The organism is Paenarthrobacter sp. 22069 (assembly GCF_052046035.1).
Taxonomy (GTDB): Bacteria; Actinomycetota; Actinomycetes; order Actinomycetales; family Micrococcaceae; genus Arthrobacter.
Genome location: NZ_JBQEQF010000003.1, coordinates 215,798 through 233,222 on the forward strand (window position 1 = coordinate 215,798; position 17,425 = coordinate 233,222).

Genomic DNA, 17,425 nt, shown 5'->3' on the forward strand with positions numbered 1-17,425 from the left:
GGTTATCTGGGGAATATTTAGGGGGATCCGTAGTCTTGCGCCTGTAGCGGGCAGCGAAGCCTGCGGCCCTACGAGCAAGGAGAACTGTGATGACCCTTCCCAAGGAAATTTCGTCCGGCACCTGGACCCTGGACATGTCCCACAGCGAGATCGGCTTCACCGTCCGCCATGCCGGGATCAGCAAGGTCCGCGGCCGTTTCACCGATGCCCAGGCCGAAGCGCATGTGGGGCAGTCGCTGGCGGACTCCTCCGTGCGTGCCACGGTCTCCACTGCCAGCTTCGATTCCGGCGACGCCAACCGTGACGCGCACGTGAAGGGCGCCGATTTCTTCGACGTGGAGAAGTACCCGGAAATGACCTTCCGCGGCACCCACATCGAGGGCGACGGCGAGGACTACACACTCACTGGTGACCTGACCATCAAGGACGTCACCCGGCCCGTGGAACTGGAGGTGGAGTTCACCGGCGTGGCCGTGGATCCCTTCGGCGCCACCCGCGCAGGTTTCTCCGCCGAAGCCGAGATCAGCCGCAAGGACTTCGGGCTGACCTGGAACGCGGCGCTGGAGGCCGGCGGCGTGCTGGTCAGCGACAAGGTGAAGATCAACCTGGAGGCAGCGCTGGTGAAGCAGGGCTAGGCCGGGAACGGTGCGGCAGCGGCTTCCGGCGGGTCAGAACATGTAGTAGCGGATGTACAGATAGGGCAGGCAGACTTTAAGGTCGTCAGCTCGCATTGCTGCTCCTTTCGGTGTCAAGGTCCGGGCCCCTGCCAGGCCCCGCGGGAGCGGCCGCGTGCAGGCCCCGCGGTCGGCCTGCCCTCGTCCACATCCAATAAAAAATGCCGGCCACCACCAGGGCGGCGGCTACGCTGGCCAGTGGAAGCCCGCGCAGGAGGTTCACCACCAGGGTGAAGGCCACGATGAGCACGCCCGCGCAATTCATGGCGAAATAGCCGCGGCGGCCCTCCCGGTGCGAAAAGACCGCCATCGAAGCCAGGCCTGCCAGGAAGCTCATGAAGACGGCCACCGCATAGAACAGCACCAGTGTCTGCTCGCTTCCGCCGGCAGCGGCGCCCAGCACCGCGGCGAGGACTGCGAACAGCAGGGTGCCCCGGGTGGGCGCGTGGCGGGAGTTCGTCCGCCCGAGCAGCCCGGGAAGCGCGCCGCCGTCGTCCTCCTTTCCGTCCTTTCCGCGGGCCAGGGCCTTCAGGAGCCCGGGGCCTGCCTGGAAGGACGAGGACGCGGCGGAGAGCAGCAGCAAACCTGTCACCAGCTGGAACACGGCGAACAAAGCCGGGGGCGCGGCGTGCCGGGCCAGCTCCGCGATCTGCGTGCTCTCACCCGCCGGGATCCCGATGCCCAGCTGTGCCACCTCGGCCGCCAGGCCCAGCGTCAGGGTCTCCACAATGCCGAGCGTCAGCCACAGGGTCAGCCGCCCGAAACGCCGCCGCCCGTCGTCATCCAGTTCGTCCAGCTCCGCGATGGCCGTGGACGGTGCCTCCACGCCGGTGGCCAGGGCCATGGCCACCGGGAAGGCCAGAATGACGGGCACGATGCCGGCCGCCCCGCCGGACGCCCCGCCTGCTTGCGCGGCAGGTGACGCGCCAGCGGCGGAACCGGACGGCTCCGCGAAAAGTCCAAACACCAGGACTGCGGCGGCGGTGACAACGAACGCAAGAGTCAGGGCAGCGAACACCATCCTGCCCAGGTGCCCCAGCAAAGTCACGCCGGCCACCAGGCAGGCAAGCCCGACGGCGATCAATGTGCGCCACGGCGCCAGAGCGGGGAAGAAGGCGATGGCTGCCGAAGCCGCGGCGGCCACGCTGATGGCAATGGTCAGCGTGAAATCCACCACCAGGGCGCCCACGGGCAGGAACGCCCAGCCGTCGCCGAAGGCTTCTGCCGTGGCGGCGGGGGCGCCGCCGCCGCGCGGATACCGGGCGATGATCTGCCGATAGTTCAGCACGATCAGGGCGATGATCCCCACCACCAGCCCCATGGTGGCAACCAGCAGGTCAAGGTCGCCGTGCAGCGCACGCAGCGCCGCCTCCACGGCGTAGGCCACCGAGGAGACGGGGTCGGCCATCACCGCGAAGGCGAAAGCCACCAGGAGCGCGGGCCGCGAGCGCACCAGGCCGGATCCCCTGTCAGGCACGGCCCGCTTTTTCTTCCGTGCCCGCCGGGGGCCGGCCGGCGAACCGGCGGGCGATGACCACGTCCGTGGACGAGTGGGCCAGGATGGAGAGCACGATCACCAGGGCCACCAGATGGTAGACCTCGTCAGCCCGCGCGATTCCGGATTCCAGGATGATCAGCCCGTACACCACCGAGGCGAAGCCTTTGGGCCCGAACCACATGGCCGCGGCCTGCTCGCCCATGGACAGTTTGGCCCCGAGGAAGGACACCAGGAGGGCCAGCGGCCGGGCCACCACCAAGGCCAGCACAGCGAAGATCCAGCCGGCAAACGGAATCTCCGTGAAGAGGAACGTCGGCGTGATCAAGGCCCCGAACACCATGATCGCCGCCAGCTTGAGCAGCTCCGTGACCAGTTCGCCGAACTGCTCAAACTCGTGCCGGAGACCCGGGCCAATCGTGGCCACCGTGATGCCGGCCGCGAAGGCACCCAGGAACAGATTGGTGTGGCTCGCCTCGCAGATCGCCAGCACCAGGAGCCCGATGGAGACCGCCAGCAGGGGCTGCAGTGACCTGATGGCCTGCAGGAAGGAAAGCTTCTCGAGGGAGAGGACGACGACGGGCACCACCACCCCGACCGCGATGCCCAGGACGATTTCGAACACCAGCTGCTCCCCGCGGGCGTCGCTCCCGCCGGCGGCGGCCAGCAGGACGAGGACGATGGGCAGGGCCAGGCCGTCGTTGACCCCGGATTCGACGTTCAGCAGGTGCCGCAGCCGGCCGGGCACCTCTTCCCGGCCCACGATCGCTGCGGCAAACACGGGGTCGGTAGGTGCGAGGATGGCGCCGAGGAGGAAGGATTCCAGCCAAGGCAGCCCGGCGACGAAATGCGCGAACAGGGCGGTGAGCACGAGGGTCAGCGGCAGGCCCAGCAGGAGGGCGCGCCCGGGCAGCCGCCAGGCAGCCCGCAGGTCCCGGTAGCCGACGCGCATCCCGTCCGTGAAGAGGACCGAGAACAGGGCAAGCTCGGCCAGCCCGCCCACGATGGGATCCCCCGTGGATACGGTAATGAAGCCCAGGGCGCCGGGGCCCAGCAGGAACCCGCCTACCAGGAAGAGCACCGCGGTGGACAGCACGGTGCGGTGGGCGCGCTCGGAGATGAGCACGCCGATCAGCAGCAGGACGGCGAAGGACAGCAGCAGGGCGGTTTGTGTGGCCATGGTCACCGGGGGAGTAGGCGGGCGATGAGATTGCGGGTGGTAAGTCCGGAGCGGGTTGCGGGGACCAGCAGGCCGGCTCCCAGCCGGTAACCGCGCTGCCGGGAAGCGGACAGCCTGCGGTGGCGGGCTTCGTACCGGCGCAGCGCGGCTACGGGATCCCCGGGGGTTTCCGCCAGGGCCGCGGCGAGGGTGGCTGCACCGATCATGGCCATGCTGGAGCCGTCACCGAACAGGGATACGCACGAGGCCGCGTCTCCCAGCAGGGCCACCCGCCCTTTGGACCATGCCGGCAACCGGACCTGGCTGACAGTATCGAAGTACAGGTCCTCCGCGCCCTCAACCTGCCCCCGCAGGTCCGGCAGCTCCGGAACGGCCCAGTCGTAGCGGGTGTAGGCGGCCAAAACCAGTTCCCGCTGTGCACGGGGGTCCCGGTATTCAGCGCCCGGGTGCCGGGGACCGTGGAAGATGAACCCGGCGCCGGCAGTTCCCCGGACCGGGTGGATGGTCAACGACAGGCCGGGCCGGTTGTACATCAGCACGGTTCCGGGGTCCGCCGCCGGGCGGCCAAGGGACAGTGTGGCGATGTACAGGCCCAGCGGCCGGACGAAGGTGTCCTCCGGGCCGAAGGCCAGGGCCCGGACCGTGGAGTGCAGTCCGTCTGCCCCCACCACCAGGTCGAACCGGCGCGGTGCGGCATGCTCAAAAGAAACGTCCACGCCGGCGTCGTCAGCCTGCAGGTCCGCCACGGAGTCGCCGAACAGGAACTCGGTGCCGTCCCGGGCGGCGTCGCAGAGGATAGACGCGAGGTCGGCGCGGGGGATCTCGACGTCGTCGCCGCGCGGGCGGCCCAGCCGTGATGGCCCAATCCTGCGGCCGGACGGAGTCACGAACGTCAGGCCGGGAGCGCGGGTGGCGGCTTTCTGGAGACGCGGCAGGATGCCCATCTGCCGGGCAATTGCCGTGGCCTTTCCGTGGACGTCCACCGGGCTTCCGCTGGACCGAAGACCCCGGGCCCGCTCCACCACGGTGGGCCTGAACCCATGGCGGCCCAGCCAGAAAGCAAGCGTTGGTCCGGCGATCCCGGCCCCGCAGATGAGTGCTGTTGGCTGTCCCACAGGGCCCAGCGTAATCGCAACCTGGTGAAATGGGCCGCCTATCCGATGACCGGCCGCTCCTCGGGGAGCTGGAAAAGGCGTGGCCGCGAGGACAGGGCCAGGGAGGAGGCAACAGTGATGGTTCCGATGCGGCCGGTGAACATGAGGATCATGAGGACCCACTGGGCGTCCGGGGGCAGGTTCGGCGTGATGCCGGTGCTGAGGCCCACGGTGGCGAAGGCGGAAACGCTCTCGAAGAGCACCTTGTCCAGGGGGTCGTCGGTGAACATGAGCAGGAGCAGGGTGCCGGCCATCACCGCCGCCACGCCCAGCAGTGCCACGGACAGGGCCTGCCGCTGGGAGGAAGAGCTGATGGACCGGTGTGCGACGGTGACGTCGTCACGGCCGCGCACTTCGTTCCAGATGGCGAAGAACAGCACCAGGAAGGTGGTGACCTTGATGCCGCCGGCGGTTCCGGCGCTGCCGCCGCCGATAAACATGAGGATGTCGGTCATCAGCAGCGTTTCGGCTTCCGCGGCCCCATAGTCAATGCTATTGAACCCTGCCGTACGGGGGAAAACGGTGCCCGCCAGGCTTGCGAGGATCTTCCCGCCCACCGGCATGGGACCCAGGGTTTGTTCGCGGTTCCACTCGAACGCGGCGAAGAGCGCTGCGCCCGCAGCGAGGAGAAAGAGGCTGCCGTAGATGGTCAGGCGCATGTGGACCGTCCAGTCCTTTATCCTGACCCCGCCCTGCAGGAGGGAAATAAGCACGGGGAACCCGAGTCCACCGGCCATGATGGCAGCGCAAATCGGGATGATGATCCAGGGGTCGCCGGCAACGCCGATGAGGTTGTCGCTGTACAGGGCGAAGCCGGCATTGTTGAAGGCGGAGACTGCGTGGAAGACGCCGTGCCACAAGGCGCTCAACGGATTGTGGTCGTAGCTGACCCAGAAGCGGGCGGTGAGGATCGCGGCGGTGCCGGCCTCGAACAGGACCATGATCCTGGCCACGGCGAAAAGCACGGAGCGGACGTCGCCGAAGTTCAGGGTATGCGTCTCGGACTGTGCGACCAGTTGGCCGCGAAGGCCGATGGTCTTCCGCACCAGGAGCGCCAGCAGCGTTGCCAGGGTCATGATCCCGAACCCGCCCACCTGGATGAGCCCCATGATCACGCCCTGGCCGAACGGCGTCCAGAACGTGGCGGTGTCCACGGTTGCCAGGCCCGTGACGCAGACCGCCGAGACCGAGGTGAACATTGCCGTCAGGAAGGGCTCCGGCTGTTCGGTCCGGTGCGCGGCCGGAAGCATCAGCAGCCCGGCGCCCACAATGATCACCACCAGGAAGGCCAGGGGCACCAGCCGGACGGGGTGCAGCAGTACCCGGCTGACCTGCGTGCCGCCGCCGGGCCTTCCGGGGAGGTCGGGGAGTCTGCCGGCACGGGTTCTGCGTCGAGCCAGTCTGGTCGGTTGTTCCACAGGCCTCAGCGTAGTGCAGCGGCAGGCGGGCTTACAGCGCTCCGGGCCGTACCTTTACGTTCCCCAGCGAGCGGATCAGGGCCACGGCGGTGATGGACCCCGCGGCCATGATGGACGCCAGCACCACCACCTGGAACCGACCTGCTTCCAGCGGGGCGGCGCCGCCGAAGATGGCGCCCACAAACGCACCGGGCAGGGTGACCAGGCCCGTGGTCTTGGTCTGGTCTGTGGACGGAATCAGCGCCGAATGCACGGCCTGCCGCGCCTGGATCACCGTGGCCTGGCGGGGCGTGGCCCCCAGCGCCAGCCAGCCCTCCACCTGGTCCCACTGCTCCACCACCGCCTCGAAGAAACGGCGGCCGGCAAGGGTGGCGATGGTCATGGAGTTGCCGATCACGATCCCGCCCACCGCCAGCACGTAGCGCGGCGTGAACTCTATGGCACCCGACCCGAACACGACGGCGAGGGTCACCAGGATCCCGGCGGCCATGGTCACTGCCACCAGGGCGAAGCGGCGCCAGGACCAGGTGAGGCGCCGGGTGGCCGTCACGGATGCCACGCTGAACATGACCAGCAGGGCCGCGCCCACCCACAGCGGGCTGGTGATGACGCCGCCCAGCACCAGGCTGATGGCCGCCAGCTGGGCGGCGCCGCGGAGGATCGCCAGGGCAGGTGAGAGGTACGACGGCGTACGCGAGCCCCACAGCAGGCCCACCGTGAGTGCCGCCAGGATGGCAACGGCCACCAGGGTGGGCAGCAGGACGGCGGGGGCTGGCATGCCGCCAGCTTAGCCGCGGGGTGAAGGTTTCCCGGGAGGGTTTAGGAGCTGTTGTCGGAAATTGCCGAGCTCACCGCGGTGGGATTCATCGTAGCCCCGCGCACAGACAGCGGGAATGGCCGCTGGTGGCCGCCCGCTGGATGCAGTGAGTTGGTCACGGCGGCCACACGGGATAAGACTGTGGATATGGCACGGGGAACCCTTCGGATCTTCCTGGGTGCGGCTGCAGGAGCCGGCACTACGTATTCCATGCTGCGGGAAGGGCATCGCCTCGCCGCCGCCGGCAGGGACGTTGCCGTCGGCATCACCGCCCACCACGGCAGGCGTGAAACCATGCAACTCCTTCACGGTCTCGATGCTCTGCCGCCCTGCGTCCGCGGGGACGGTGACGGCACGCAAGTAAGCCAGGTGGATGTGGATGCCGTGCTGGCCCGCAAGCCCGAGGTGGTCCTCGTCGATGAATACGCGGCCGTCAACCTTCCGGGCAGCAGGCATGGACACCGCTGGCAGGACATCGAAGAGCTCTTGTCCGCCGGCCTGGATGTACTGACCACACTCGCCATCCAGGACGTTGCCTCTCTGCGGGATGTGGTCTCCGCGATCACTGAGGACCCGGGCGGTGAATCCGTCCCCGACGCAGTGGTGCGGCGCGCGGACCACATCGAACTGGTGGACATATCGCCAGAGCTTCTGCGCCAGAGAGTGGCCGACGGACAGGTGGTACCGCGGGACAGGATCGACGCTGCCCTGGCCAACGAATTCCGCCTGGGGAACCTCATCGCCCTCCGCGAAATTGCCCTGATCTGGTTGGCGGACCGGGTGGACGAGGGCTTGGCCGGTTACCGGAAAGAACAGGGAATCACCGCAACGTGGCCGGCCCGCGAGCGGGTGGTCGTCGGACTCAGCGGAGGCCCGGAGGGGGAACTGCTCATCAGGCGGGCAGCCCGCATTCTGTCGAGGGTCAACGGTGGCGATCTTCTGGCCGTTCACGTCCGCCGAGCCGAGGACAGCGTTTCAGAACAGGCCCTGGAAGTACAGCGGCGGCTCATCATCGAACTCGGCGGCAGCTGCCACACCGTGTCGGGTGAGGATCCGGCGACGTCTCTTTTGGAATTTGCCCGCGGCGTCAATGCCACGCAAATCGTCATCGGCGCCTCGCCGGGGAGGCTCCGCAACAGGATCCTTGGCAACAGCGCCGGAGCCAGGGTAGTCCGGGACTCAGGCGACATCGACGTGCATATCGTGTCCCATCTGCAGGTTCGCCCCGGATTGCCTGCGCAAGGCCCAGCCCTCCTCAGCCGAAGGCGAACCATGGCCGGATTCATGCTTGCCGTACTCCTTCCGGTCCTGGTGACGGCGGTGCTTTCCCTCAACCCCCGGCTGAACCTCGCCACCCATGCGCTCGTGCACCTGACCGGCGTGATGGCGGTCGCGGTCATCGGTGGCCTGTGGCCGGCTGTCCTGGCAGCAGTCCTGGGTTCGCTGCTGCTCAACTACTTTGAGACAGACCCGATCGGTACTTTCAACATCAGCGATGCGCAAAACATCTTCGCTTTGCTGGTGTTCCTCGCCGCAGCGGTGGCTGTGTCGCTGGTGGTCGGCCTGTCTGAACGGCGCAGACGCGAAGCGGCCCGCGCCCGGGCCGAAGCGGCAACCCTCGCGGATCTTGCCCGCGGGGCACTCCTTGCGGACGATACGATCGCTGCCTTCCTCGACAGGGTCCGCGAAACCTTCCAGGTCCCGGCTGCCGGGCTCTACCTCCGTCCCGGAGACGGGGACGCGGACTGGGCACTGCAGGCCTTTTCCGGGGACACTCCGCCACCATCCCCGGATGCGGCAACATCTGCCACGGACAGCGTGGAACTTGCCGATCCCAGGACAGCCTTGGTTCTTTCCGGCCGCACCCTCACCGCAGGTGACAGGCTCCTCCTGGCAGCACACGGAGCCCATCTCCTGCTGTTGCGCCAGCACCACGCCCTTCAGCGGAAGCTGCAAACCACCACAAAACTGGCTGAGGGCAACAATGTCCGCACCGCCATCCTCCGTGCTGTCAGCCATGACCTGCGGACGCCTCTCGCGGGAATTAGATTGGCCGTGACGGCCCTGCAGCGCCAAAACCGCAGGTTGCCGGAGGAAGTGCGGGGCGAAATGCTCGCCACAATCGAGTCGTACACTGAACGCCTCGACGCCCTCATCTCCAACCTCCTTGACATGTCGCGGATATCAAGTGGCTCCGCTTCGCCCCATACGGCCCCCGTCACTTGGCGGGATGCGGTCGAAGACGCCCTCCGCGGCATCCCCACGGACAGAATCAGGGTGGTCCTCGCCGCCAACATGCCGGCTGTTGATGCCGACCAGGGAATGCTGGAGCGGGTCATCGCCAACATCGTGGAAAACGCACTGAAATATGCGCCTGGTTCGGATGTCGTCATCATCGGCGTTTCGGGAGCCGCAAACGAAACGGACGACGGCGGTATGCCGCTTGGTGAGTTGCGCATTGTCGATCACGGGCAGGGTGTGCCCGCTGCCGCGGCCGCCGCAATGTTCCAGCCGTTCCAGCGGCTCGATGACGCTCCTGAGGGCCTGGGCATCGGCCTTGGCCTCGCTGTCGCCAAAGGCTTCACCGAGGCCATGGGCGGCCAGCTTGTGGCGGAGCCAACCCCCGGTGGCGGACTGACCATGGTGGTCCGCCTCCCGCTGTCCACCGGACCTCGGACACCAGACCTTCACAGGAAAGCAGGCACCAGCACTTCATGAGGACCGTACTGATCGTCGATGACGAGCCGCAGCTCCTGCGCGCCCTCCAGGTCAACATGGAGGCGGAGGGATACCGGGTGCTCACTGCCCTGGACGGCGTGGCCGCGCTCAGGCACGCGGAAGGCAGCCATCCCGACGTCATCGTCCTGGACCTTGGCCTGCCGGACATGAACGGAGTGGATGTGATCACCAGGATCCGCCGCACCAGCAGTACACCGATCATCGTGCTCTCCGCCCGGCACGGCTCCGTGGATAAGGTCAGGGCCCTGGACGCCGGCGCGGACGACTACGTCACCAAGCCGTTCGGACTCGACGAACTCCTGGCCCGGCTGCGTGCCGCGGGGCGCCGGGGCAGCACCCCGGAGACAGCGGAGGATGAGGCACCCGTCGATGTGGGTGACTTCGAGGTGGACCTGGCCAATCGGAAGGTGGCCCGGGACGGAACGGCGGTCCGGCTCACCCCCAGAGAATGGGCCATCCTGGAACTGCTGGTGCGCAACCCCGGCCGGCTGATCACGCAGCAGCAGATGCTTGCGAGGATCTGGGGCCCGGGTTACGGCAACGAGACCCATTACCTGCGCGTCTACATGGGCCAGCTGCGTCGGAAACTGGAGGCGGACCCCGCCCGTCCCCGCCACCTGCTTACGGAAGCCGGCATGGGCTACCGCTTCGAACCGTGATCACGGTTCTCCCGCGAGTCATGCCCCCTGTGCGCTTCGAGATGCGCCTTAAGGCTGGACCAGATCCGCTTCTCCTGCCTGCGGCCCACCATAGCGAACAGCGGGCCCGCTAGCTTCAGCATGCCCTTGGGCTTGAGCTCCCACGACCAGTTCATGAGTGTTCCATTGGCAGCCGGAACGAAGGTGAGTGCCCCGGTAATGACCGCCGTTGCCATCCGGGTGGTGGACCCGAGCCGGATTGGCCGCACGTACTCGGTGACCTCCAGCTCGAAGGGCGTGGCCGGCCTCCCGGAGTTCATCTCCACCAGCCACCGGGTTCCGACGCCGATGGCCCCCGGGGTGGCCTTCCCGACGCTTCGCATCTGCGGGTTGTAGGCCGGCTCGTTACGCTGGTCCGCCACGAAGTCGAAGACCTCTTCCACGGGGCGCCTGATGAGGATGGACCCGGCGATCAGTGTCATGCAGCGCGGCCTCTTTTGTAGGCCCGCAGTGATGGCCGCCGGAAGGGAGGGGCGGGGGATTCGCTGCGGCGGGACAGCCGCAGGAGCGAGACGCCGACGACGGCGAACCAGGCCCAGAGGAGCGGCCCGTACACGGCGTAGAGGGACGGCGTTATGAAACGCAGGGCCTCGCTCGCGAGGCCGAGGGCGCCCGTGGCAATGCCAAGCCAGCCGGCCCAGTGCGGAAGGACACCCCGGACCATGGGCAGCGAGATCAGGAGGATCCCCAGCGGTGTGAGCGCCCCGGCGAGCGAGACCGTGTTGTTCTCGGCCACGAAGGCCTCCGCAGCCGCGACGAAGGCAGGCCTCGCGGAGGGGCCAGCGGCTGCGTACTGGTCGCTCAAGTAGACCAGCGAAAGGGTTCCTTCGCTGGTCACGGGCACGGCCAGGAGCGCAGTCCACGAGGCTGCGCCCACCGCGAAGCCCAGGACCGCCAGGCTGGAACTTGCCGGGAACAGGGCCGGCAGGAGGGCAACGAAGACCACCAGCCCGAACAGCGACGGGACGAGCCACAGAAGCTGCTGGGCGATGTACGGCGCCTTGTGGTCCGCGATGAACCGCAGCGTAGCCTCCCCACCGGAAACGGGCGGCGGATCCACCACGTAGAGGGTGAGGGCGGCTACGCCGGAAACGACCAACAGCAGCCCGGCAGTACCGCCGATCCGATACAGGGGCCACCAGGCCTGGGCGTTGGGCATTTGCGCCGACATGCCTTGATGCTAGGCGCGCGCGGCGTTCATCCGATTGGGGCGAAGGTCCTTCCGGCGGCCATATATCCATGCGTAAAGGAAACGTCAAGAAATCCCTGTTCCGGGCTTCAGCAATTTTCGCCGGTGCTAGCTTCGCAGTGGTCGCGGTGCAACGGGCAGCGCGGAAAGGCAGACATGACCACGTTGAGCAGGCCCCCGGCGGATCCTTCCGCGCCCCACGCGCACGGAAGGAAGGCCCTCCAGGACTGGCTGTTGTTTGGCTTGCAGGACAGCAAAGGCGCCCACCCGGGACCCGGTGGGGTGCCCACCCAGCACGAAAAGAAACACTCGTGGTGGCAGGTCATGTGCCTCACCGGCGTGGACTACTTTTCAACCCTCGGCTACCAGCCTGCCATCGCAGCGCTGGCAGCAGGCGTCATCTCCCCGCTGGCCACGCTGGTGCTGGTGGCTGTGACGCTGCTGGGAGCACTTCCCGTCTACCGCAGGGTGGCGGGTGAAAGCCCGCGCGGCGAAGGCTCCATTGCCATGCTTGAGCGGCTGCTGCCCCGCTGGGGAGGCAAGCTCCTGGTGTTGGTCCTCCTCGGGTTCGCCGCCACCGACTTCATGATCACCATGACCCTCTCCGCAGCTGACGCCACCGCGCACCTCATCCACAATCCCGTTGCCCCCGGCTGGCTCCAGGACCAGAACGTTCCCGTCACGCTCTTCCTGCTTGCCTTGCTGGCTGCGGTGTTCCTGCGGGGCTTCAAGGAGGCGATCGGCGTCGCGGTCGTGCTGGTGGTCCTGTACCTCGGCCTGAACGCGATCGTGGTGGTTGCCACCCTGGCGCAGGTCGTTACCCACCCGGCGGCCATGGGGGACTGGTGGACGAATATGTGGCTCTCGCACGGAAACCCGTTGATGGCCGTGGCCATTGCGTTGCTCGTGTTCCCCAAACTGGCCCTGGGCCTGTCCGGCTTCGAGACCGGCGTTGCCGTGATGCCGCAGGTGCGCGGAGCCGAGGAGGACACCGAAGAGAACCCGGCGGGCCGTATCCGTGGTGCGCGGCGCATGCTGACCACCGCCGCGGTGATCATGAGCGTCTTCCTGCTGACCACCAGCTTCATCACCGTCGTCCTGATTCCGGAACAGGAATTCCAGCCCGGCGGCCAGGCGAACGGCCGGGCGCTGGCCTTCCTGGCTCACGAATACCTCGGCGTAGGGTTCGGCAGCGTCTATGACATCAGCACGATCGCCATCCTCTGGTTCGCCGGCGCGTCCGCCATGGCGGGCCTGCTGAACCTGGTTCCCCGGTACCTGCCGCGCTACGGCATGGCTCCCGAGTGGGCCAAGGCGGTGCGGCCCCTGGTGCTCGTCTTCACGCTGATTGGCTTCCTGATCACCTTCATATTCAACGCCGACGTCGACGCCCAGGGTGGTGCCTACGCTACCGGTGTGCTGGTGCTGATGACCTCCGCCGCCGTCGCCGTGACGTTGTCGGCGCGCCGGCGCGGGCAGCGGAACCTCACCTGGGCCTTTGGTGCCATCTCCGTGGTGTTCGCGTACACCACGGTGGCCAACATCTTCGAACGGCCCGAGGGCATCCGGATCGCCGCGATCTTCATCCTGGGCATCATCGTGATCTCCCTGCTGTCCAGGGTCCGCCGGTCTTTCGAACTTCATGCAACGCGGGTGCACTTGGACCAGCAGGCCCTGGAATTCATGTCCAGCACCCTCGACGGGCCCATCGCCATCATCGCGCACGAACCGCTGCGGATGTCCGCGGAGGCATACCGGGACAAGCTTGAGTCAGCGGTCGAGGTCAGCCATCTCCCGCTTGCCGGCGACGCGTTGTTCCTGGAGGTTGTCGTGGATGACTCGTCGGACTTTGAAACCGAACTGTTCGTCCGCGGGGTGAACCGCCACGGCTATCACATCCTCGAGGTCCACGGTCCGGTGGTCCCCAACACCATCGCTTCGGTGCTGCTGCACATCAGGGACGTCACAGGGCTGATGCCCCACATCTACTTCCGCTGGACGGAGGGCAACCCCATCACCAATCTCGTCCGGTTCATGTTCCTGGGGGAGGGCGAGATTGCGCCGGTAACCCGGGAGGTGCTTCGCGAGGCCGTTCCTGACGTCACCCAGCGTCCGTGGGTCCACGTCGGCTGAGCGGAGGCTCCGCCGTCGTCCTGGACTTGTGGACCGCTGCAGCCAGGTGGGGCAGCGCACCCGCAACCCGGACTGCGTCCGCCAGGCTGACCGGGCGGTTCGCGCGGAAGGCGGCCCCGGCGTCGTCCTCGCGCACGCCCGCCGCCAGCACCACGACGTGCACCATGTCACCGTACGAGTCGTTGCACGCCAGGATGTCACCGGGAACGTTGTGGCCGGCCGGGCCGGGGGACGGCCAAGGCTGGAAGATGACCCACCACTCCTCGCCGTCCTGGTCAGGAAACACGTAGCCGGTGGCCGGCTGGAGGGCACGGCCGTTCACTCTAAGGCCACCGTAGCCCTCCACCGCATCGGCCGCCGCGGCAAACCTGACCCTGCCGCGGTCCTCCGGCACCTCATCCCACCGCATCTGTGCTCCTGCCTCCACACGTGCTGTTTCTGCATCCATCAAAGGACGGTGGAGGTGCGGCGCGGCCGGCGGGAACGTTTTATTGACGGATTATTTACGTCCGGGCTGGCCACCATAATGGAACCCATGCACAGCCCCGTCACCATCCGCGCCATGTGCCCCGACGACTGGGACGCCGTCCACGCCATCTACGCCGCGGGCATCGCTACCGGGGAGGCGACGTTCGAGAGTGAGCCGCCCACCTGGGAGGCGTTCGACCGCGGCCGGCTGGCGGAGCACCGTCTCATCGCCGAGGATGCCGGCCGGGTCCTTGGCTGGGCCGCGGTGTCGCGTGTCTCCTCCCGGGAGGTATACCGGGGCGTCGTGGAGCATTCCATCTATGTGGCGCCGCAGACCCACGGCCGGGGCGTGGGCCGGCTGCTCCTCAGCGCCCTGATCGATTCCACGGAGGCCGCGGGGATCTGGACCATCCAGTCCAGCATCTTCCCTGAAAACATGGCAAGCCTGGCGCTGCATCAAAAGCTGGGTTTCCGGGTGGTGGGGACCCGGGAACGGATCGCGCGGATCAGCCACGGACCCAAGGCCGGGCACTGGCAGGACACACTGCTGCTGGAGCGCCGCAGCGCGGTGGCCGGCACGGAATAGGCGCCTGCCGTCCCAGTGCGGGGCCGCTGCCCGTGCCTACACTGGACGCATGACGGCCGGTGTTGGAAACCTGGGGCTTTAGATGAGCCTTCAAGCGATGTTCCTGGGCGCCTTGTTGTCCGCTCTCGCCGCGCTGGTCCTGCTGATACTGGTCCGCCGGGAACGGCGACCTGCCGTTGTGGCCACAGCGGCAGGATTCGCCCTCCTGATGCCCATGGCCTGGAATTCAATCCTGAAATGGACCGGCGCGGTGGGTCTGTTTTCCCACGATCTGCCGTTTCCACCTTTTCCCGTCAGCTGGCAGGACGCAGGAACGGGCGTGTTTACGCTCGCCGGGACTGCCCTGGCTTTGATGGCCGGTCCCTGCAGGGGCGATGCGGCCCGCGGTGTTGCAGCAACAGCGGCACTCACCGCGCTGGCGGCCCTGATAATTGACGTCTACCTTTACTGACCGTCGCCTGCCTCTTCACAGCTGCGTGCCTCTTACCGGGAGGGCAGGGTCAGGATTTCGGCGCCGTCAGCGGTGATGGCGATAGTGTGCTCCGTGTGGGCCGTCCTGCAGCCCGTTGCGCTGCGAAGAGTCCAGCCGTCGTCGTCCGTCACCAATTCCGCCGTGTCCGCCATGATCCACGGCTCCAGCGCCAGCAGCAGGCCGGGCCGCAGCTTGAAGCCGCGCCCGGGCCGTCCGGTGTTGGGCACGTGCGGGTCCTGGTGCATGGTTGAGCCGATGCCGTGGCCGCCGAACTGCGTGTTCACCGGGTACCCGGCGTCAATGAGGACGCGGCCGATTGCGTAGGAGATGTCGCCGATCTTGGCTGCCGGCCCGGCGGCGGCGATCCCGGCGGCCAGTGCCCGCTCGGTGGCCTCGATCATCGCCACGCTCTCCGCGGGCCGGGATTCCCCCACGATGAAGCTGATGGCGGCGTCCGAGGCCACGCCGTTCTTGACGACGGCGAGGTCCAGGGTCAGGAGGTCGCCGTCGGCCAGCGTGTAGTCGTGGGGGAGTCCGTGCAGCACGGCATCGTTGACGCCGGTGCAGATGTAGTGCCCGAACGGGCCGCGGCCGAACGACGGCGCGTAGTCCACGTAGCAGGACTCGGCGCCGGCCTCGGTGATCATCTCCTTGGTCCACTGGTCGATGTCCAGCAGGTTGGTTCCCACCGCGGCGCGGCTTTTCATCGCCTGCAGGATGTCGGCCACCAGGGCGCCCGTCTCCCGTGCCCGGGCCACTTCAGCAGGGGTCAGGATCTCGATCATGGGTGCGCCCTTCATCTGTGGCAAACAACTACAGGGGCCATCCTATGGTCCACGCACCATGGGGCAGCAAGGGGCGGGGACATTTAGGGGAGCCGGTACCGGGGCGCGGTTGTGCTGAAGACATAGATGGATGTAAATATTTACATGTGTCTATGTCTATGGAGTTGACCCCGGTGGAGGCCGCGGCCTGCTGCGCCCCGCTGGCGCGGGAGCCGTTGTCCGAACAGGAAGCGGAGGGGATCGCCCCGCTGCTGAAGGCGCTGGCCGATCCCGTCCGGCTGCGGCTGATGTCCATGGTCGCCTCGCACGAAGGCGGCGAAGCCTGCGTCTGCGACCTCAACGACGCCTTCGACCTCTCCCAGCCCACCATCAGCCACCACCTGAAGATCCTGCACGAGGCCGGGCTGCTGGACCGCGAGAAGCGCGGAGTCTGGGTCTACTACCGGGCCCGCACCGGGGCCCTGCAGAACCTCGCGGCGCTGATCGGGGGCCACGCAGCGTGAGCGTCCTCGCACGCCGCGCCGCAGCGGAGTTTGTCGGCACCGCCTTCCTGGTCATGGCCGTGGTCGGCTCGGGCGTGATGGCGTCCAGGCTTTCACCGGACGACGCCGGGCTGCAGCTCCTGCAGAACAGCCTCGCCACGGGTGCCGCGCTGGTGGCCCTGATCGTGGCACTGCAGCCGGTGTCGGCGTCGTTCAATCCCGTGGTGACCCTGGTGGAACGGGCGCTGGGGATGATCGACACCCGCACCACCGCCGGACTGATCGGCGGGCAGGTCCTTGGCGGCCTTACCGGGACGGCCGCGGCGAACCTGATGTTCGGGCTGGACGCGGTGGCCTTTTCCACCCGCGAACGGACGGGCGCCGGGCTCTGGCTGGGCGAGGTCATCGCCACGGTGGGGCTGCTGCTGGTCATCTTCGGCACGGTCCGGTCCGGCCGCGCGGACCGGGTGGCTTTCGCCGTCGCCGGCTACATCACGGCCGCCTACTGGTTCACCAGCTCCACCAGCTTCGCCAATCCCGCGGTGACCATTGCCCGGACCGTCACGGACACGTTCGCCGGCATCGCACCGCCGTCGGCCCCCGCCTTTATCCTCGCGCAGCTGCTGGGCGGCGCCGCCGGGTACGTCCTGGTCCGCTTGCTCTACCCGTCCTTCACCGATGCTCCTGCTGCCCCGGCGGCCGACCGAAAGGTGCTCTCATGAGCCACAAGCCCTCCGTTTTGTTTGTCTGCGTCCACAACGCCGGCCGGTCCCAGATGGCCGCAGCGTTCCTCACCACCCTCTCCCAGGGCGCCATCGAGGTCCGTTCGGCCGGGTCGCAGCCGGCGGAGAAGGTGAACCCGGCCGCGGTCGAGGCCATGGCGGAGGTGGGCATCGACATGTCCGCCGAGATCCCCAAGGTGCTCACCACCGAGGCCGTGCAGGACTCCGACGTGGTGATCACCATGGGCTGCGGCGACGAATGCCCCTACTTCCCGGGCAAGCGCTACGAGGACTGGGTCCTGGAGGATCCCGCCGGCAAGGGCGTGGACTCGGTCCGGCCCATCCGCGACGAGATCAGGACGCGCGTCGAATCCCTCATTGCCTCCCTTATCCCGGCGCAAAGCTGAAAGGTG

18 protein-coding genes are annotated in these 17,425 nt (G+C 67.6%); 9 read left to right on the forward strand and 9 right to left on the reverse strand.

Annotated elements, in window-relative coordinates:
* Nucleotides 1-89 precede the first annotated feature (89 nt).
* Nucleotides 90-635: a YceI family protein gene (locus tag ACTJK0_RS03815; RefSeq protein ID WP_110541569.1), complete on the forward strand. Its 546-nt coding sequence runs from the start codon at nt 90-92 to the stop codon at nt 633-635.
* Nucleotides 636-720: 85 nt separating this feature from the next.
* Here the strand turns inward: ACTJK0_RS03815 and ACTJK0_RS03820 are convergent, their stop codons facing one another.
* From ACTJK0_RS03820 to ACTJK0_RS03840, 5 genes are all read right to left on the reverse strand, one after another.
* Complete coding sequence (locus ACTJK0_RS03820; RefSeq protein WP_440744294.1) at nt 721-2,151, reverse strand: amino acid permease; 1,431 nt, start codon at nt 2,149-2,151, stop codon at nt 721-723.
* Nucleotides 2,144-3,349, reverse strand: coding sequence for a cation:proton antiporter domain-containing protein (locus ACTJK0_RS03825; RefSeq protein WP_440744295.1), 1,206 nt, complete (start codon nt 3,347-3,349; stop codon nt 2,144-2,146). The genes ACTJK0_RS03820 and ACTJK0_RS03825 overlap by 8 nt, the downstream gene beginning before the upstream one ends.
* Nucleotides 3,350-3,351: 2 nt before the next feature.
* Entirely contained in the window at nt 3,352-4,464 is a 1,113-nt protein-coding gene (locus ACTJK0_RS03830; protein WP_440744296.1) for an FAD-dependent monooxygenase, read from the reverse strand.
* Between the two features lie 38 nt (nt 4,465-4,502).
* Nucleotides 4,503-5,822, reverse strand: coding sequence for a TrkH family potassium uptake protein (locus ACTJK0_RS03835; protein ID WP_440744322.1), 1,320 nt, complete (start codon nt 5,820-5,822; stop codon nt 4,503-4,505).
* A gap of 130 nt (nt 5,823-5,952) precedes the next feature.
* Nucleotides 5,953-6,699: an ABC transporter permease gene (locus ACTJK0_RS03840; protein WP_440744297.1), complete on the reverse strand. Its 747-nt coding sequence runs from the start codon at nt 6,697-6,699 to the stop codon at nt 5,953-5,955.
* Between the two features lie 186 nt (nt 6,700-6,885).
* On the opposite strand from ACTJK0_RS03840, the gene ACTJK0_RS03845 reads away from it, so the two are divergent.
* On the forward strand, nt 6,886-9,456 hold the full coding sequence (locus ACTJK0_RS03845; RefSeq protein ID WP_440744298.1) for a DUF4118 domain-containing protein: 2,571 nt from the start codon (nt 6,886-6,888) through the stop codon (nt 9,454-9,456).
* Nucleotides 9,453-10,136: a response regulator gene (locus tag ACTJK0_RS03850; protein WP_440744299.1), complete on the forward strand. Its 684-nt coding sequence runs from the start codon at nt 9,453-9,455 to the stop codon at nt 10,134-10,136. The genes ACTJK0_RS03845 and ACTJK0_RS03850 overlap by 4 nt, the downstream gene beginning before the upstream one ends.
* Here the strand turns inward: ACTJK0_RS03850 and ACTJK0_RS03855 are convergent.
* The gene (locus ACTJK0_RS03855; RefSeq protein WP_440744300.1) at nt 10,118-10,597 is read right to left on the reverse strand and encodes an SRPBCC family protein; all 480 of its coding nucleotides are present in this window, start codon (nt 10,595-10,597) and stop codon (nt 10,118-10,120) included. The genes ACTJK0_RS03850 and ACTJK0_RS03855 overlap by 19 nt on opposite strands.
* Complete coding sequence (locus ACTJK0_RS03860; protein ID WP_440744301.1) at nt 10,594-11,346, reverse strand: DUF4386 family protein; 753 nt, start codon at nt 11,344-11,346, stop codon at nt 10,594-10,596. Before ACTJK0_RS03860 ends, ACTJK0_RS03855 begins: the two co-directional genes overlap by 4 nt.
* A gap of 174 nt (nt 11,347-11,520) precedes the next feature.
* On the opposite strand from ACTJK0_RS03860, the gene ACTJK0_RS03865 reads away from it, so the two are divergent.
* The gene (locus tag ACTJK0_RS03865) at nt 11,521-13,497 is read left to right on the forward strand and encodes an amino acid transporter (RefSeq protein ID WP_440744302.1); all 1,977 of its coding nucleotides are present in this window, start codon (nt 11,521-11,523) and stop codon (nt 13,495-13,497) included.
* Here ACTJK0_RS03865 and ACTJK0_RS03870 read toward each other — a convergent pair.
* Nucleotides 13,466-13,945: a hypothetical protein gene (locus tag ACTJK0_RS03870; protein ID WP_440744303.1), complete on the reverse strand. Its 480-nt coding sequence runs from the start codon at nt 13,943-13,945 to the stop codon at nt 13,466-13,468. The two genes, ACTJK0_RS03865 and ACTJK0_RS03870, sit on opposite strands and share 32 nt — an antisense overlap.
* An 87-nt stretch (nt 13,946-14,032) precedes the next feature.
* Here ACTJK0_RS03870 and ACTJK0_RS03875 point away from each other — a divergent pair, with 87 nt between their 5' ends.
* A complete protein-coding gene (locus ACTJK0_RS03875; RefSeq protein WP_110542111.1) occupies nt 14,033-14,551 on the forward strand; it encodes a GNAT family N-acetyltransferase in 519 nt (172 codons plus the stop codon).
* Between the two features lie 82 nt (nt 14,552-14,633).
* The gene (locus ACTJK0_RS03880) at nt 14,634-15,002 is read left to right on the forward strand and encodes a hypothetical protein (protein ID WP_440744304.1); all 369 of its coding nucleotides are present in this window, start codon (nt 14,634-14,636) and stop codon (nt 15,000-15,002) included.
* A 32-nt stretch (nt 15,003-15,034) separates the two neighbouring features.
* Here ACTJK0_RS03880 and map read toward each other — a convergent pair whose 3' ends face one another.
* Complete coding sequence (gene map, locus ACTJK0_RS03885) at nt 15,035-15,808, reverse strand: type I methionyl aminopeptidase (RefSeq protein ID WP_110542110.1); 774 nt, start codon at nt 15,806-15,808, stop codon at nt 15,035-15,037.
* A gap of 152 nt (nt 15,809-15,960) precedes the next feature.
* On the opposite strand from map, the gene ACTJK0_RS03890 reads away from it, so the two are divergent.
* From ACTJK0_RS03890 to ACTJK0_RS03900, 3 genes are read left to right on the forward strand one after another with little or no spacing between them, the layout of a single operon-like run.
* Nucleotides 15,961-16,311 (forward strand): metalloregulator ArsR/SmtB family transcription factor, encoded by a 351-nt coding sequence (locus tag ACTJK0_RS03890; protein WP_110541565.1) that lies wholly within the window; start codon nt 15,961-15,963, stop codon nt 16,309-16,311.
* Nucleotides 16,308-17,012, forward strand: a complete 705-nt coding sequence (locus ACTJK0_RS03895; RefSeq protein ID WP_110541564.1) for an aquaporin — start codon at nt 16,308-16,310, stop codon at nt 17,010-17,012. The genes ACTJK0_RS03890 and ACTJK0_RS03895 overlap by 4 nt, the downstream gene beginning before the upstream one ends.
* The gene (locus ACTJK0_RS03900) at nt 17,009-17,419 is read left to right on the forward strand and encodes an arsenate reductase ArsC (protein ID WP_440744305.1); all 411 of its coding nucleotides are present in this window, start codon (nt 17,009-17,011) and stop codon (nt 17,417-17,419) included. Before ACTJK0_RS03895 ends, ACTJK0_RS03900 begins: the two co-directional genes overlap by 4 nt.
* Nucleotides 17,420-17,425: the final 6 nt, after the last annotated feature.